Here is a 15,398-nt window from a genome sequence, read left to right as displayed (position 1 = left end):
CACGGGGTTAGATAGTCAAGTTAGGACCGTTTGCCGACTCACTCGTAAGTCGCGCAATATGCTTTGCTAACAACGCTTGTACATGGGACAAAAAAGGGGAGCTGATTAGCTCCCCTGTCTTATTTGGTTAGGCTGCGGCGAATTTGTCGCCGCCCAACCAAGCTTCCAGAGCATCCGCACCACCAATGTGCTCACCATCAATAAAGATCTGTGGCACGGTGCCGCGGCCGGAGATCGCCTGCAACGTTGAGTAGCTGATGCCCTGCTGCCCCAGTTCGATCACCTCAAAGCGCATACCTTTTGCGCTCAGTGCTGCTTTCGCGCGAGCACAATGTGGGCAGCCAGGTTTAGTGATCATGCTGACACGCTTTGGCAGCTCTGCATTCGCATTGATGTAGTTGAGCATAGTATCCGCATCAGACACCTCAAACGGGTCGCCTGGTTTGTTTGGCTCGATAAACATCTTCTCGATCACACCATCTCTAACCAGCATTGAGTAGCGCCAACTGCGCGTACCAAAGCCCAGATCAGCCTTCTCAACCAGCATGCCCATGCCATCGGTAAACTCGCAGTTACCGTCTGGAAGCATGCGGATGTTCTCTGCGTGCTGATCAGCTGCCCAAGCATCCATTACGAACGGGTCATTCACCGACAGACAGATAATGTCATCCACGCCCTGGGCTTTGAACGTGTCTGCCAATTCGTTGTAGCGCGGCAAGTGTGTGCTTGAACAGGTCGGTGTAAATGCACCTGGCAGGCTAAAAACAATCACGGTTTTGCCGGCAAACAGCTGTTCGCTGGTGACCTGCGACCAATCGTTATCTTTACGGATTGGGAATGTCACATTAGGGACTGACTGACCTTCGCGATTCTCAAACATCTTCTACTCCTGGGGCGTTTCGCCTCGTTTAAATTTGCGCTTCTAAAATTGATAGGTTCAGTCTATGAGTTGATCGTATTTTAATAAAGTTAATTAAAACTAGACGCCTGATTAGTTTTTTAAATGATTAAAGTAAAAGGTCGCCTCCTTAGCTTCGCCAAGAAGCCTCCTACAGGAATTTTGTAGGAAATGTGATGGACCCACCCACTCTGTGCCAAGATTGGTTTTGAAAGATCAATCAAGTACGGCATCCAAGAAGGGGGTCCACATGAATAAGACTAGCATTATTGGTATCGATCTGGCGAAGAGTGTTTTTCAAGCTCACGGTATGACGAGCAGTGGTAAACAGACGTTTTCGCGTCAGCTCAAGCGCGCAGAGGTCGCTAAGTTTATAGCTAAACAACCCAAATGCATTATTGGTATTGAGGCGTGCGGTGGTGCTCACTATTGGGCCAAGTTGTTCGAGCAGTATGGCCATCATGTGAAGATCATCCCGCCTGGCTACGTAAAGGCGTACGTGCGGGTTAATAAAAATGATAAACGGGATGCCGCAGCGATTGCGGAGGCAGCGTCCCGAGAGCAGGCACCGGTAGTAGCCGTCAAAACAACTGAACAGCTTGACCTACAGGCTTTGCACCGAGTCCGCGAAGACTCGGTTAACAACCGAACCCGCACCGGCAACCGGATAAGAGGACTGCTTGCAGAACAGGGCATCGTAGTAAAGCGCGGACATGCTGCAACTCGCTACGAGGTCGCGTTGATACTTGAGGACGCTTCAAACGGGTTAAGTTATAGCTTAAGAGAGATCATTGCTGATCTGAGAGAGGAGTGGCTACGCTGTGATGATCGAGTTGATTACTACACCTCACGGATCGAAAAGATCGCTAGGTCTGATGCGCGCTGTAAACGGTTGATGACGATACCTGGTGTAGGCCCAGTCATATCGACCTTGCTGGTTGCGTATGCGGGGAATGGTCAATCATACCGGGGCAGTCGCGACCTAGCCGCCTCGTTAGGCTTGGTGCCCGCCCAGCACTCAAGCGGTGGTAAAGACGTGTTACTGGGGATCAGTAAACGAGGAAATCGACAGTTGCGCAAGCAACTGGTACACGGCGCGAGGGCTGCATACCGCTCACTAGAGAAATGCCCCGAAAGCAGCCGACTTGGCTTGTGGGCACAAGGCTTGAGGGCTTCAGGCAAGCACGTAAACAAGATCGTGGTAGCGATCGCAAACAAGCTAGCCCGTATCGCCTGGAGCTGCTTAGTAAACGAAAGAGATTACAAAGCGTTGTAACCAACGTAGTACGGAGCCTGCCCAAGGCAGGATAAATAGAGTTAAACCCAACCAAAGAGTTGCGCAGAACGTTAAGACACGACAGATAAGATCGACTTGCTGAAAATCTGAAGATCCCTGTGGCTCACCAAGAAGCCGGGTAGGAGATAAGAACAGCAAGAGCACATCTCATAATGGCCCGGGTGGATACGCCCAAACTGAGAGGCCGGATATAAGCGTGCAATCTACTTCTATCGAGTCAAAACGGTCTTGCAACAAACGGGTGGGTCCATATAAGGGATATCCGCGCAGCAGATGTCGCGACCGGCTGCCTTTCTGCTACTAAGCGCGGGTTGAAACTCATATCGGACATCCTAGGTCGCCTCCTTGGCTTCGCCAAGAAGCCTCCTACAGGAATTTTGTGGGAGGGATATCCGCGCAGCGGATGTCGCGACTGCCTGCCTTTCTGCTACTATGCGCGGGTTGAAACTCATATCGGACATCTTAGTGTTTAGCGAATACCCTCTTAGCGATCGCCTGCTCAAGGCTTTGGACCAGCTCTCTATCACCACCCCTACCGAGGTACAGGCAGCAACCTTGCCGCCAGCGCTCGAGGGTAAAGACCTTCTGGTCGCAGCCGAGACCGGTAGTGGTAAAACACTAGCCTTCTTAGTTCCTCTATTGCAGCGCTGTATCGACCAGAGCAAACCCAGTGCGGGCACGCGCGGCCTGATTCTCACGCCAACACGTGAACTGGCTGAACAGGTGGCTAAGATGTGCGAAGGGCTAGCGGCCTTCACGCAGATAAAGGTGCAGACCGTTTGTGGCGGTGAAAACTGGAGCAACCAGTCTGCGCGCCTGCGTAAGAACCCTGAGATCCTTGTCGGGACGCCCGGTCGCCTGAAAGAGCACTTAGAGCGCAATACTCTCGACTTCAATGACCTTGAGTACCTGGTACTCGATGAAGCCGACCGCATGCTCGATATGGGCTTTCGCGATGAGGTGACCTTTATCACAGAGCGCTGTAACACCGAGCGCCAGACTTTGCTGCTATCAGCAACGCTATCTAACGCCAATATCGGTAGCCTGATCAAAACCGTACTCAAAGATCCTGAAAAGCTACAACTGAGCACCGCTCAGGATGCTGTTCAGAGCATCAAACAGCAGATCATCTTGGCCGACCACCCCGGCCATAAAGAGAAGCTGCTCGGCTACCTGCTGGAGAATGAGACCTACGACAAGGCGGTGGTTTTCTGTAACACCCGCGCCTACGCCGAGCAGCTCGCTGACAAGCTCAATCGCACTGAGCTACGCACCGGCCTGCTCCACGGCGAGCTCGACCAGCCCGAGCGTAACCGCATCATGAAGCTGCTGCGTGAAGGTAAGATCAATATTCTAGTGGCGACCGATGTGGCTGCACGCGGCTTGGATATCGAGGGTATCGACCTGGTTGTTAACTTCGATATGGCGCGCAAAGGTGACGAGCATGTGCACCGTATCGGTCGTACCGGCCGCCAAGGCCGTGATGGTCTGGCTATCTGTCTGATCCAGCAGAACGAGTGGAACCTGATGGCGAGTATTCAGCGCTATCTGAAGATCAAGTTCGAACAGCGCACGCTGCCCGGTTTAACTGGCCACTACAAAGGGCCAGAAAAGCTTAAGAGCAACGGCAAAGCGGTCGGTAAGAAACGACCGAAGAAGAAGAGCGATTCTAAGGGCGCTAAAACAAAGGCGAAAACGCGCGAGCGCGATAAGAAGGTGATTGGTAAACGTCGCCCGGCCGCAGCAGCACCGAGTTTGGGCGATGGTTCGATGCCATTTGGCAAGCGCAAACCCGCTTCAGACTCTAAAGAGTAGAGCCTTCAGCTACCAATAAAGAGCCTTCAGCCACCATTAAAGAGCCTTCAGCGAGTCTAGGTTAGCCATCGGCTACGCCGCTTAGAGGGCCGTAAATACCAAGATCAGATGCGCTAGCAGCACCAGTGTTGTTAGCGTGGTTCTGAGCACTCGATACCCCGCCGGGAAACGCTCCCAGCTGTAGACTCGCTCCCACAGATAGACCGCAATGAAGCCGAACGCTGTCAGCCCCAACTGCAGCGCAGGCGAAACCCAGTAGCTCAGCCAGAGCAGTGCCGGAACACCCAGCGCGATAGCAACACCCGCCATCACACCCTCTGCGGCACCATCCTCCATCGCTGTACGCCAGACCGATCCGCACAGAAAAGCGAGAATGATCCAGGCGTAGCTCAGAAACGACCAGAGCGGCCAGTTGATTGCGCCAATACCGTAGATACTTGCGTAGAAGGGAATGAGCCCAGCCAGTCCGCCTATCCAGACCGGAGTCTGAATTCGCTCAAATGCCTGCATTAGTGCTTCTTAGTACTCTGCTCAACGTCTTGGCGCCAGGGTTTACCCTGACAGGTCGCACGATTCGGGCAGTCAGGCAGGCAGCCACGACAGGGCATGCTATGGGTTGTTTGAGACTCTGTTGCGGGCTGGGACGACGATTGGGGCTGAGACATTTTTTGCGGACACTCTATGTTTGTTGATCTGTGTACGCTTTTCTTTGACTCATAGTTCATACTGATAGAGTATCGCGTTCTCTTAATTGCTCTAGCATACCTACGGAGGTCACTGCCGATGCGACTGCTGATGGTTTCGCTCTTCTCGCTATTCTTTAGCCTCGTGCTCGTGGTGACGGGAAACGCGTATCTGCTGACCTTGATCGGTGTGCAGTTGGGCCAGACAGGCACTGAGCCGACAATCGTCGGTCTTATTATGGTCTGCTACTCAGTCGGTTTCGTCGCCGGCGCATTTTTTGCGCCCAAACTGCTTCTGCGCGTGGGTCACATTCGCAGCTTCGCAGCCCTTGCTGCACTCGCTGCGATGGCCTCCATCACCTATCCGCTTATCGATACGCTCTGGTTCTGGGGTGTTCTGCGCGCGCTGGGCGGCTTTGCTGTCGCGGCTCTGTTTGTAGCCATAGAGAGCTGGTTGAGTGCTGTGGCGAGCAATGATAACCGTGCTCGACTCTTCGCCTTGTATCAAATTGCTACCTACAGTGCCGCAGCGGGTGGCCAGCTTATTCTCGAGCCCGGCCTGGCGGCTGGCCCTAATGTTGCCTACAGCCTTGGCGCGCTGCTGTTGATGGCGGCGGTAATACCGCTATCGATCTCTCGACTGCATTCACCACCGCTTGAAGACTCCGCTAGCATGAGTCTGAAGCGTCTGTGGAACATCACGTCGCTGGGTCTGCTAACCGCTCTCGCTGCAGGCATCCTGATTAGTGGCTTCTACGCACTGGTACCGCTCTACGCAACACTAACCGGTGTCGCGACGGACGAGATCGGTAATCTGATGTCCATTGCAGTTATCAGCGCCATGATACTTGCCTGGCCTATCGGCTGGCTCTGTGACCGTGTCGAGCGCAGTCGGGTCCTGCTTATCATCGCCTTAGTGGCGGGTATTGCAGCCCTGCTAGCAGCCCTAGGCTCAGAGTGGGACTACGCGCTACGTGTTCTATTCCTGGCAATTATTATGGCGATTATTGCCAGCATCTATTCGATTGCAGTCGCTATAACCAACGATTTGGTTGACCCTAAAGACCGTATCGCCGCTAGCTCGACGCTGATGCTGAGTTACGGCTTAGGCAGCATCATCGGCCCAGCGGCGGGAGCTTGGCTGATGCAGGCACTGGCGCCTAGCGCGCTCTTCTTCGGATATGGCGCACTACTCCTGCTGCTTGGTGGATACACCCTCTATCGTCGTGGCCAGCAGGCTCCGGTTCCGGTGGAGGAGCAGGAGCACTTCGTGGTGGCGGTTCCGGAATCACAGGTTGCCTCCGAGTTTGACCCGCGTACTGAGGACATCGACGATGTGCCGCTGGAGGAGCTCATTCGAGATCCTGAGCCACCGGTAGAGATGGAAAGCGACGATGCTGAAAAACCTTAAGCAGCGGCGCCTAAGGTCAAAGCTATTGGAGCTGGCTAAGAGCGGCGACCTGCAGCTCTGGCCGAAAGTTCGGGATGGGCTAACAGTCGAAGATCTAACAGCCCCACTTGATGGCCACGCCTCTGCGCTTGAGCTCTGTATCGAGCAGGGTCAGGCGAAACTCCTGGGTGAGATTCTACATCGATTCCCCGAACTCAATGAGTCTCAGCTAAGTAGTGGCCAGCCAATTGTTGCGGCGGTTCTGGCATCCAAGCAGGCGTTATTGCTGCTCAGTGCCATGCTATCTCAGGGGTTAGGACCTGACACTGAGGTCGCTGGCAAGACGCTGGTTGAGCTTGCACTCCAGCATCCACCGGAGCAGGCGATGCTGCTTATCAACCGCTTAGCGCAGCACGGCGCTAGTCTCGATACTCCTAAGCTCCTAATCCACGCTATTCGCTCAGGGCATCAGCCGTTGGTGAAGTTTCTGGCCGATTCGGGTGCGCCGCTGGTGGTTGAGGGAGTTGACGGACTCGACCCAGAACTCGTTGCATTTGCTCAGCGCGCGATAGACGACAAGAAGATTCGGGATATGTGGGCTTGATATTTGGGGTCGGGAAATGCGGCTTTGCCGCACATCCCTTATATGGACCCACCCGTTTGTTGCAAGACCGTTTTGACTCGATAGAAGTAGATTGCACGCTTATATCCGGCCTCTCAGTTTGGGCGTATCCACCCGGGCCATTATGAGATGTGCTCTTGCTGTTCTTATCTCCTACCCGGCTTCTTGGTGAGCCACAGGGATCTTCAGATTTTCAGCAAGTCGATCTTATCTGTCGTGTCTTAACGTTCTGCGCAACTCTTTGGTTGGGTTTAACTCTATTTATCCTGCCTTGGGCAGGCTCCGTACTACGTTGGTTACAACGCTTTGTAATCTCTTTCGTTTACTAAGCAGCTCCAGGCGATACGGGCTAGCTTGTTTGCGATCGCTACCACGATCTTGTTTACGTGCTTGCCTGAAGCCCTCAAGCCTTGTGCCCACAAGCCAAGTCGGCTGCTTTCGGGGCATTTCTCTAGTGAGCGGTATGCAGCCCTCGCGCCGTGTACCAGTTGCTTGCGCAACTGTCGATTTCCTCGTTTACTGATCCCCAGTAACACGTCTTTACCACCGCTTGAGTGCTGGGCGGGCACCAAGCCTAACGAGGCGGCTAGGTCGCGACTGCCCCGGTATGATTGACCATTCCCCGCATACGCAACCAGCAAGGTCGATATGACTGGGCCTACACCAGGTATCGTCATCAACCGTTTACAGCGCGCATCAGACCTAGCGATCTTTTCGATCCGTGAGGTGTAGTAATCAACTCGATCATCACAGCGTAGCCACTCCTCTCTCAGATCAGCAATGATCTCTCTTAAGCTATAACTTAACCCGTTTGAAGCGTCCTCAAGTATCAACGCGACCTCGTAGCGAGTTGCAGCATGTCCGCGCTTTACTACGATGCCCTGTTCTGCAAGCAGTCCTCTTATCCGGTTGCCGGTGCGGGTTCGGTTGTTAACCGAGTCTTCGCGGACTCGGTGCAAAGCCTGTAGGTCAAGCTGTTCAGTTGTTTTGACGGCTACTACCGGTGCCTGCTCTCGGGACGCTGCCTCCGCAATCGCTGCGGCATCCCGTTTATCATTTTTATTAACCCGCACGTACGCCTTTACGTAGCCAGGCGGGATGATCTTCACATGATGGCCATACTGCTCGAACAACTTGGCCCAATAGTGAGCACCACCGCACGCCTCAATACCAATAATGCATTTGGGTTGTTTAGCTATAAACTTAGCGACCTCTGCGCGCTTGAGCTGACGCGAAAACGTCTGTTTACCACTGCTCGTCATACCGTGAGCTTGAAAAACACTCTTCGCCAGATCGATACCAATAATGCTAGTCTTATTCATGTGGACCCCCTTCTTGGATGCCGTACTTGATTGATCTTTCAAAACCAATCTTGGCACAGAGTGGGTGGGTCCATCACATTTCCTACATAGGCGACCCGTGGGATTAACCTATCGCCACTCGATGGCTGGGCAGCGATTCATCACCACTTGAACGCCGGCCGCTTCGGCACGTTCAGCAGCGGAGATTGGCATTACGCCGATCTGCAGCCAGACCGCTGGGATCTCTAGCTGCACAACCTGATCAACGACAGCGGCCGCTGCTTCGGAGTTAAGGAAGACATCGACCATATCGACAGCTACCGGCAGATCAGCCAGATCGGCTACCACCGTCTCGCCCAAAATTTCAGTTCCAGCGGCACGCGGATTAACAGGAATCACGCGTTTACCCCACTGCTGTAGGAGCTGCATAACGCGGTAGCTATCGCGGTGCGTTTTAGGACTCGCCCCCACCAGCGCAATGGTCTCAACGTTGGTTTTGAGGGAGTCGATTAGATACTGCTCATTCATGGATTTCACCACAGACCGGACAGCTCGCGTCGGCTCTCAATTTAAAGGTGCGCCAGTCCATTGTGAGCGCATCAACCATTAGCAAGCGTCCTACCAAGGGCTGACCGATATTCGCGAGCACTTTGAGCGCTTCAGCCGCCTGCACCGTCCCGACCATACCCACCAGCGGCGCAAACACGCCTGAGGTTGAGCAGTTCAGGTCAAGCTCCGCACTCTCTGGGTAGAGGCAGCGGTAACAAGGACTGCCCTCGCTGCGGGGGTCGTAGACGGTCACCTGACCCTCAAAACGAATCGCCGCACCGGACACGAGCGGCACTTTAGCGGCGTAACAGGCGCGATTCAGCGCGTGACGGGTGGAAAAGTTATCAGTGCAATCCACTACCAGGTCAACACTGCTGACCAGCTCGACCATGGTGGCCTCTTCTAAACGCTCGACGCGCACATCCACTTCAATATTTGGGTTGATACGCTTAATTTGCGCTGCAGCGGATTCCGCTTTGGGTTCACCGATGCTCTCAGTGGTATGAATGACTTGGCGCTGCAGATTGCTCAGTTCAACCGCATCATCATCAACGAGAACGAGCTTACCCACCCCAGCACTCGCGAGATAGAGCGCTACAGGAGAGCCCAAACCACCCAGGCCAAGAATCAACACGCTGGCATCTAGCCAAGCCTGCTGGCCGTGCATATCGATCTCTGGCAGAAGTAGATGACGACTGTACTGCAGAAGCTGCTGGTCGTTCACTGGGGTCCCCTTATCCTTCGCTACTGTTTTCATTCTAGATCTACAGGCTTGTTGTTAGCCCGGCCACCGTCCCGCGGTGACTCGCATGTTGCCACCAAAATCACGGCGCTGTCGAATATCGTCGAATCCGCGTTGGCGCATCAGTTCAGCAACCGCTTCGGCTTGGTCGTAACCGTGCTCCAGCGCCAGCCATCCCTCACTGTTGAGGTAACTCGGCGCGGTGTCGATGATCGATTCAATATCCGCTAAGCCTTTAGCTTCTGCAGTCAGCGCCGAGCGCGGCTCAAACCGCAAATCGCCCTGCGATAAATGCGGATCGATTGGATCTATGTAAGGGGGATTGGAGACAATTAGATCAAACTGGCCGCTCAGCGGCTCAAACCAACTCCCCTGCACAATTTGAACATTGGAGAGCTCAAGACGCCTTGCATTACGCTGTGCCAGCTCCACCGCTTCGCCGATTCGATCACAAGCCCAAACCTCCCAATCGGGGTGTTCACTCGCTAGAGCCAGGGCAATAGCGCCGGTGCCTGTTCCCAAATCAACAACACGTTTAGCATCGTCGCTACAAAGCTCCAACGCCTGCTCCACCAACACTTCGGTATCGGCGCGAGGAATTAGGGTGCTGGGATTCACTTCCAGCTCAAAGGTCCAGAAGGCCCGTGTACCGAGTAGATGCGCAATTGGCACACCGGCACGGCGCTGTTTGAGTAGGTCAGAGAAACGCGCCTGCTGCTCGTCACTCAGTTCACGTTCGGGCCAGGTGTACAGATAGGTACGGTTCTGTTGCAAGACATCGCACAGCAGATGTTCAACATCCACCTTGGCGTCCTCGCCCTCAAGCGTGCTAGCAAGCTGCAGCGCCGCGTCGATACGCATTAGCCAGCGTCAGACAGAGCGCTAAGCTGCTCCGTCTGGTACTCCTGCAACAGCGAATTGAGCACTTCGTCCAGGTCGCCCTGCATCACCTCATTGAGCTTATAGAGCGTCAGGTTGATACGGTGATCGGTGATACGACCTTGAGGGTAGTTATAGGTGCGAATACGCTCCGAGCGATCACCGCTGCCGACCAGACTCTTACGTGTGCTGGCCTGAGCCGCCTGCTCTTTCTCTATCTGCGCCTGTTGTAGGCGTGAAGCGAGCAGACCCATCGCCTTAGCACGGTTCTTGTGCTGCGAGCGCTCCTCCTGGCACTCCACCACCACACCGGTTGGGATGTGAGTAATACGGATAGCTGAGTCGGTCTTGTTGACGTGCTGACCACCGGCACCCGAGGCGCGGAAGGTATCGACACGTAGGTCCGCCTTATTGATCTCGATCGCTGCGGACTCGTCCAGCTCTGGCATTACCGCAACGGTACAGGCCGAGGTGTGAATACGCCCCTGGGACTCCGTCTCGGGGACACGCTGTACGCGGTGTGCGCCGGATTCAAACTTCAAGCGTGAATAGACGTTGTCGCCACTGACGCGTGCGATCACCTCTTTAAAGCCACCATGTTCGCCTTCGTTGGCGCTAACGATCTCAACACGCCAGCCAGAACGCTCCGCATAACGCGAATACATGCGGAACAGGTCACCCGAGAAGATTGCTGCCTCATCGCCACCGGTTCCTGCACGGATCTCAAGAAAGACGTTGCGATGATCGTTGGGATCTTTAGGCAGTAGCAAGATCTGCAGCTCGGCTTCCAGGCGCTCTTCGGTGGCCTTGGCCTCCTGCAGCTCCTCTTTCGCCATCTCACGCAGATCGGCGTCATCCTCTTGCAACATCAGGTTAGCGGTCTCTTGGTCTTCTACCGCCTGCTGCCACTGTTTAAACGCTTCAACGACGGGCTCGAGCTCCGAGTACTCCATCGAGTACTCGCGGAACTTCTTTTGGTCGCTGATCACATCGCCGTCGCTGAGCAGCGCGGCGAGCTCTTCAAACCGATCAACGAGCGACTCCAGTCGCAGCTTTATTGACTCTTTCATAAGATGCTTACACTTAGCTTTTTTAAGGGCTCTAGATTAATAGGTTAGCGGCGCTAATCGCGCGACTGAGCGTCGAGCTTGAATAGCTCAGCAGCTAGAGCCTGCAGATCATCACGCCCATCGGCAGAGGCCTGGCGCAGCTGCACACTCGGTTGGTGCAAAAACTTGTTGGTGAGACCGTGTGCAAGGCGTTTCATCACCTCTTCGGCCGGCTTTCCTTGCTCTAGTTGACGCAGCGCGCGCGCCAACTCCTCTTCAGCGAGCTGGGTATGCTTGGCGCGCAGCTGTGTAAGGGTATCCACCGCTTCAAGCTCGCGCAGCTGACGCATGAACTGCCCCGCACCCTGCTCAATCAGCTGTTCAGCCTCTTGCGCAGCATCCTGGCGGGAGCGCTGGTTCTCTTCGATCACCTCGGTCAGGTCATCAACTGTGTAGAGGTAGACATCTTCTAGCTCGCCCACTTGCGGCTCGATATCACGAGGTACCGCGATATCCACCATAAACATCGGTGCATGGCGGCGTTTTTTCAGTGCCGTTTCAACGCTGCCTTTGCCCAGTATCGGCAGCTGGGATGCGGTAGAGGAGATCAGAATATCCGCGTTAGCCAGCTCTTCAGGTATCTGAGAGAACTCAATCGCCTTTCCCCCCACCTCTTCGGCCAGCGTAAGTGCTCGGCCCAATGTTCGGTTAGCGATGGTAATGGAGCGAACACCTGCCTGTTTGAGGTGACGGGCAACCAGCTCTATCGTCTCACCCGCGCCGATCAATAGCGCGCGGCTCTCGCCGAGATCAGCGAAGATATGTTGCGCCAAACTCACTGCCGCATAGGCAACTGACACTGGGTTTTGCCCTATGCTCGTTTCGGTGCGCACCTGTTTGGCAACAGAGAAGGTGTGGCGGAACAGGCGACCCAGTTCCGCATGCAGACGACCGGCGTCTTGTGAAACAGAGAAAGCGTTCTTCAACTGACCAAGAATCTGTGGCTCGCCCAGCACGAGCGAGTCCAGCCCCGCGGCGACGCGCATCATGTGCTGTGCGGCCGACTGGTCCCAATGTTCGTACGAGCACTCTTTGAGTTGCTGTGGGTCCACCTGGTGATAATCCGCCAGCCACTGCAGTAGTTGCGCCGACTGCTCGCCCTCTAAGCTGCAGTAGAGTTCGGTGCGGTTACAGGTGGAGAGAATCGCCACTTCACTCAACTTCGCCTCATCGCACGCCTTAGCAACGGCCTCGGCCAGATGCTCAGGCGCAAACGCCACCCGTTCGCGAATATCGACCGGTGCGGTTTTGTGATTGATGCCGAGTGCAAGCAGTGCCATTAACGATTCAGAGTCCGTTGGAACAGGTCATAGAAAATGTGGCGCATATCATACACTTTATAGCGCTTTTGAATAAGTCCCCACAATGTGATCATTAGCAGCATAAAGTGACGTAGCTAGTCAGTAGCGAACAGTTACGCAATGACAACGTCTCACAGTTTTTCTATAGTGAGAAAAAAACCTAAGGAGTGACCGGATTGTTCACCGGTATTCGACCCAGCCTCGGCCTCACTATTGCGCTCCTATGCGGTTGCGCACCTGTTCAGACGCAGAGCAATCCCAATACGGATCCGTCCGATGCGACTGAGGTTAGCGTCGAATACGTGCCGGGTGAGCTGAATGAAGAGTCACTGCTAGACCTCTTGACCGCTGAGCTAGCGGGCCAGCAGCGTGACTTCAATACCGCCTATGAGCTCTACCTACGACAGGCTCAGCTAAACCGCTCTTCCGAGCTAGCAGAGCGCGCCACGCGCATCGCGCAGTTCAATCGCGATCCACAAGGCGTGTTAACAGCCGCGCGTCTGTGGCAAGAGATCGAGCCCGAAGCCGCCGAACCGCCACAAATTCTGATTAATATCCTGCTACACGAGGCACGCTTTGCCGAGGCATTTGAGCTGCTGCGCTCCCAACCTAGCTTCGGTGCCGAGATACTGCTCGTGATCGAGTCTCTGCTCGATACCTTCGATGAAGAGAGTGCCACCGAACTGGCCGAGCTTTTACAGCAGCGTCTGGATGCATCCCCGGAACAACTCGATCTACTGCTGGTACTGGCGCGCGTTCAGCTTCTGCGCCAAGAGGAGACCGCGGCTCTCAACCTGCTCAACCGTGGATTAGCGGTAGAACCCGAGCAACCCGACCTGATCGTTGAGAAGGCTCAACTGTTACGCAACGTCTTCTCAGACTCTGAACAGGCGTTGGCACTCGTGGAGTCAGCGCTGTCGAGCAACCGTGATCACCGCCAACTGCGGGCGGTGCATGTTCAACTGCTACTGGAGCTCAAACCCGACTCGGTTCAGATGGCAGTAGAGCGTGCGATTGATCAGGCTGATCGCGACCCGCAGCTGATCTACTACTACGCACTGCTGCTGCTCGAAAACGAGCAGCCCCAGCAGAGCCTTGTGCTACTTGACGAACTGATTAGCCGAGACCCTGCACGAACTGACTTAAATCTCTATATAGGCGTCAATCAAGCGGCGTTAGGCAATCGCGAAGCTGCAATCGAGGCCTTTGGTAAGGTGGAGAGCGGCGACCTGCTGTTCAATGCGGTTAGCCGCGCACTGGAGCTGTTCGAGATTGAAAGCGAATATGAGCGTGCTGAGACGCTGGTGAAAAATGCACGCGAGAGTGATGTAGAGCGAGCCTCTCAACTCGCCGTAATCTTCGCCCGCTGGGCTGGCGACAACGGCGAGCTTGAGCGCGGACTGGAGTACCTCAACGAGCGGCTTAAAGAGGATCCTAATGACGTTAGCTTACTCTACTCACGCGCGTTGATGGTCGAACCGATTGATCATCAGCAGATGCTTGATGATCTCGAGCGCGCTTACGCGTTAAACCCTGACAATGCGGGCACGCAGAACGCCCTGGGCTACTCGCTGCTGGAGCACTCTGATGATTATCAGCGTGCTTATGAGTTAATCGAGAGTGCTCTCTCTGAAAGTCCAGATGATCCAGCTTACCTCGATTCGATGGGCTGGGCGCTGCACAAACTTGAGCGTAATAGCGAGGCTCTGCCCTACTTGGAGCGTGCGTTTGAACAGATGCCCGACCCTGAGGTCACGTCGCACCTGATTATCGTGCTGACGCAGTTAGGTGAGTTAGAGCGTGCGCAAGAGCTACTCGTTGAGCAAGAGGAGCTTCACCCCGGCAATGAAGACTTGGCGGAGGCGCGTCGATGGCTAGAGCGTTAATCCTCATTTTCACGCTCTTTTTGACGGGCTGTTCAACCTATATGCAAGCACCGCCGAATACCGGTGTTAATGGTGCGCCATCGAATGAGTTCACCGCCAGTGGCAAGCTAGGCATTCGAAGTGATGAGGTGAATGAATCAGCACGCTTCAACTGGATCCAGCAGGGTAACGATTACGAAATTGAGCTGTTAGACCCCTTTGGTCGTCAGGTGATGGATTTGGTTGGTGAGACCGGTCAGGTGGTTCTGCGCTCAACCAATCAGCCCCAACCACAGGTTGCCCGCACCCCCGAGGAGCTGATGCAACAACTGCTAGGTTGGCAAGTGCCTGTTGCGCCTGCGCGCTACTGGATACAGGGACACCCCGCTCCGGGCATAGCGTTCGAAACGGCAGGGCTGAACCAGTTTAATCAGCTCGGTTGGCAGATCGATATACTTACCTTGCAGCAGACCCCAGCGGGGCTATCGCTGCCGCGCAAAGTACGACTGAGCCATGAGGACCTGCGTCTGACGCTGATTATCAGCAATTGGCAGTTTAATCCGGCTATCTAAGTTTGTCAGGCCAAGACCCGACCTACTCTGGCCCAATTCTTCGTAGGTCGCCTCTAGAGGCGACATATGCTAGTGGCGAACATGCCTCTGGCGGACCGCTCGTACGAGGGATGTACGCCAAAGGCGTATTTCCCGAAAAGCGTTTAGTCGGATGAATACTCGACAAACCAATATCCTCACTAAAACTGCAACAATCCGTAAAAGTGAACAAAAAACAACCAGCCAAGGGTTGTTTTTAACGCTCTCTACTTTAAAATACGCGCCTCCTGACACAAGGTGGGATGCCACACTTTGATACAGGGGTATAGCCAAGTTGGTAAGGCACTGGATTCTGATTCCAGCATTCGTAGGTTCGAGTCCTGCTACCCCTGCCAT

Annotated in this window: 14 protein-coding genes and 1 tRNA gene; 7 read left to right on the top strand and 8 right to left on the bottom strand. The window is 54.6% G+C overall.

Annotation, left to right across the window (positions count from 1 at the left end):
- Window positions 1–127: 127 nt before the first annotated feature.
- The gene (locus AC1WNR_RS04320; RefSeq protein WP_481643301.1) at window positions 128–880 is read right to left on the bottom strand and encodes a glutathione peroxidase; all 753 of its coding nucleotides are present in this window, start codon (window positions 878–880) and stop codon (window positions 128–130) included.
- 268 nt (window positions 881–1,148) lie between these two features.
- On the opposite strand from AC1WNR_RS04320, the gene AC1WNR_RS04315 reads away from it, so the two are divergent.
- Both AC1WNR_RS04315 and AC1WNR_RS04310 read left to right on the top strand, forming a co-directional pair.
- The gene (locus AC1WNR_RS04315; protein WP_481642805.1) at window positions 1,149–2,174 is read left to right on the top strand and encodes an IS110 family RNA-guided transposase; all 1,026 of its coding nucleotides are present in this window, start codon (window positions 1,149–1,151) and stop codon (window positions 2,172–2,174) included.
- 486 nt (window positions 2,175–2,660) lie between these two features.
- Complete coding sequence (locus AC1WNR_RS04310) at window positions 2,661–4,010, top strand: DEAD/DEAH box helicase (protein WP_481643300.1); 1,350 nt, start codon at window positions 2,661–2,663, stop codon at window positions 4,008–4,010.
- 81 nt (window positions 4,011–4,091) lie between these two features.
- Here AC1WNR_RS04310 and AC1WNR_RS04305 read toward each other — a convergent pair whose 3' ends face one another.
- Window positions 4,092–4,520 carry a DUF3429 family protein gene (locus tag AC1WNR_RS04305; RefSeq protein ID WP_481643299.1) on the bottom strand — a complete coding sequence of 143 codons (429 nt, stop codon included), beginning with the start codon at window positions 4,518–4,520 and terminating at the stop codon, window positions 4,092–4,094.
- Between the two features lie 273 nt (window positions 4,521–4,793).
- Between AC1WNR_RS04305 and AC1WNR_RS04300 the strand changes: the two genes are divergently transcribed.
- Together AC1WNR_RS04300 and AC1WNR_RS04295 are read left to right on the top strand one after the other, a co-directional pair.
- Entirely contained in the window at window positions 4,794–6,104 is a 1,311-nt protein-coding gene (locus AC1WNR_RS04300; protein ID WP_481643298.1) for an MFS transporter, read from the top strand.
- Window positions 6,088–6,687 (top strand): hypothetical protein, encoded by a 600-nt coding sequence (locus AC1WNR_RS04295; RefSeq protein WP_481643297.1) that lies wholly within the window; start codon window positions 6,088–6,090, stop codon window positions 6,685–6,687. Before AC1WNR_RS04300 ends, AC1WNR_RS04295 begins: the two co-directional genes overlap by 17 nt.
- A gap of 314 nt (window positions 6,688–7,001) precedes the next feature.
- Here AC1WNR_RS04295 and AC1WNR_RS04290 read toward each other — a convergent pair whose 3' ends face one another.
- From AC1WNR_RS04290 to hemA, 6 genes are all read right to left on the bottom strand, one after another.
- Complete coding sequence (locus AC1WNR_RS04290; protein ID WP_481642805.1) at window positions 7,002–8,027, bottom strand: IS110 family RNA-guided transposase; 1,026 nt, start codon at window positions 8,025–8,027, stop codon at window positions 7,002–7,004.
- Window positions 8,028–8,135: 108 nt separating this feature from the next.
- The gene (locus AC1WNR_RS04285) at window positions 8,136–8,534 is read right to left on the bottom strand and encodes a CoA-binding protein (protein WP_481643296.1); all 399 of its coding nucleotides are present in this window, start codon (window positions 8,532–8,534) and stop codon (window positions 8,136–8,138) included.
- Complete coding sequence (locus tag AC1WNR_RS04280) at window positions 8,527–9,312, bottom strand: HesA/MoeB/ThiF family protein (protein ID WP_481643295.1); 786 nt, start codon at window positions 9,310–9,312, stop codon at window positions 8,527–8,529. Before AC1WNR_RS04280 ends, AC1WNR_RS04285 begins: the two co-directional genes overlap by 8 nt.
- A 21-nt stretch (window positions 9,313–9,333) precedes the next feature.
- Window positions 9,334–10,158, bottom strand: a complete 825-nt coding sequence (prmC, locus tag AC1WNR_RS04275) for a peptide chain release factor N(5)-glutamine methyltransferase (protein ID WP_481643294.1) — start codon at window positions 10,156–10,158, stop codon at window positions 9,334–9,336.
- The gene (gene prfA / locus AC1WNR_RS04270) at window positions 10,158–11,246 is read right to left on the bottom strand and encodes a peptide chain release factor 1 (RefSeq protein WP_481643293.1); all 1,089 of its coding nucleotides are present in this window, start codon (window positions 11,244–11,246) and stop codon (window positions 10,158–10,160) included. Before prfA ends, prmC begins: the two co-directional genes overlap by 1 nt.
- 53 nt (window positions 11,247–11,299) lie before the next feature.
- On the bottom strand, window positions 11,300–12,565 hold the full coding sequence (gene hemA / locus AC1WNR_RS04265) for a glutamyl-tRNA reductase (RefSeq protein WP_481643292.1): 1,266 nt from the start codon (window positions 12,563–12,565) through the stop codon (window positions 11,300–11,302).
- Between the two features lie 197 nt (window positions 12,566–12,762).
- On the opposite strand from hemA, the gene AC1WNR_RS04260 reads away from it, so the two are divergent.
- The 3 genes from AC1WNR_RS04260 to AC1WNR_RS04250 all read left to right on the top strand — a co-directional run bounded on the left by AC1WNR_RS04260 (window position 12,763) and on the right by AC1WNR_RS04250 (window position 15,397).
- Window positions 12,763–14,472: a tetratricopeptide repeat protein gene (locus tag AC1WNR_RS04260; RefSeq protein ID WP_481643291.1), complete on the top strand. Its 1,710-nt coding sequence runs from the start codon at window positions 12,763–12,765 to the stop codon at window positions 14,470–14,472.
- Window positions 14,457–15,023 (top strand): lipoprotein insertase outer membrane protein LolB, encoded by a 567-nt coding sequence (lolB, locus tag AC1WNR_RS04255; protein ID WP_481643290.1) that lies wholly within the window; start codon window positions 14,457–14,459, stop codon window positions 15,021–15,023. The genes AC1WNR_RS04260 and lolB overlap by 16 nt, the downstream gene beginning before the upstream one ends.
- A gap of 298 nt (window positions 15,024–15,321) precedes the next feature.
- Window positions 15,322–15,397 (top strand) — tRNA-Gln (locus AC1WNR_RS04250).
- The last annotated feature ends 1 nt before the right edge of the window (window position 15,398 follow it).

The sequence above is a fragment of the Marinobacterium marisflavi genome (genome assembly GCF_982447095.1).
The sequence above is the reverse complement of the archived record's forward strand: the minus strand, read 5'-3'. Positions and strand labels throughout refer to the sequence as shown.

What these genes read in the sequence shown, in the direction of transcription:
- prfA (WP_481643293.1), bottom strand. Translation starts at nt 11,246, where the DNA reads ATGAAAGAGTCAATAAAGCTGCGACTGGAGTCGCTCGTTGATCGGTTT.
- AC1WNR_RS04320 (WP_481643301.1), bottom strand. Translation starts at nt 880, where the DNA reads ATGTTTGAGAATCGCGAAGGTCAGTCAGTCCCTAATGTGACATTCCCA.
- prmC (WP_481643294.1), bottom strand. Translation starts at nt 10,158, where the DNA reads ATGCGTATCGACGCGGCGCTGCAGCTTGCTAGCACGCTTGAGGGCGAG.
- AC1WNR_RS04300 (WP_481643298.1), top strand. Translation starts at nt 4,794, where the DNA reads ATGCGACTGCTGATGGTTTCGCTCTTCTCGCTATTCTTTAGCCTCGTG.
- AC1WNR_RS04290 (WP_481642805.1), bottom strand. Translation starts at nt 8,027, where the DNA reads ATGAATAAGACTAGCATTATTGGTATCGATCTGGCGAAGAGTGTTTTT.
- AC1WNR_RS04280 (WP_481643295.1), bottom strand. Translation starts at nt 9,312, where the DNA reads ATGAAAACAGTAGCGAAGGATAAGGGGACCCCAGTGAACGACCAGCAG.
- lolB (WP_481643290.1), top strand. Translation starts at nt 14,457, where the DNA reads ATGGCTAGAGCGTTAATCCTCATTTTCACGCTCTTTTTGACGGGCTGT.
- AC1WNR_RS04285 (WP_481643296.1), bottom strand. Translation starts at nt 8,534, where the DNA reads ATGAATGAGCAGTATCTAATCGACTCCCTCAAAACCAACGTTGAGACC.
- AC1WNR_RS04305 (WP_481643299.1), bottom strand. Translation starts at nt 4,520, where the DNA reads ATGCAGGCATTTGAGCGAATTCAGACTCCGGTCTGGATAGGCGGACTG.
- AC1WNR_RS04295 (WP_481643297.1), top strand. Translation starts at nt 6,088, where the DNA reads ATGCTGAAAAACCTTAAGCAGCGGCGCCTAAGGTCAAAGCTATTGGAG.
- hemA (WP_481643292.1), bottom strand. Translation starts at nt 12,565, where the DNA reads ATGGCACTGCTTGCACTCGGCATCAATCACAAAACCGCACCGGTCGAT.
- AC1WNR_RS04315 (WP_481642805.1), top strand. Translation starts at nt 1,149, where the DNA reads ATGAATAAGACTAGCATTATTGGTATCGATCTGGCGAAGAGTGTTTTT.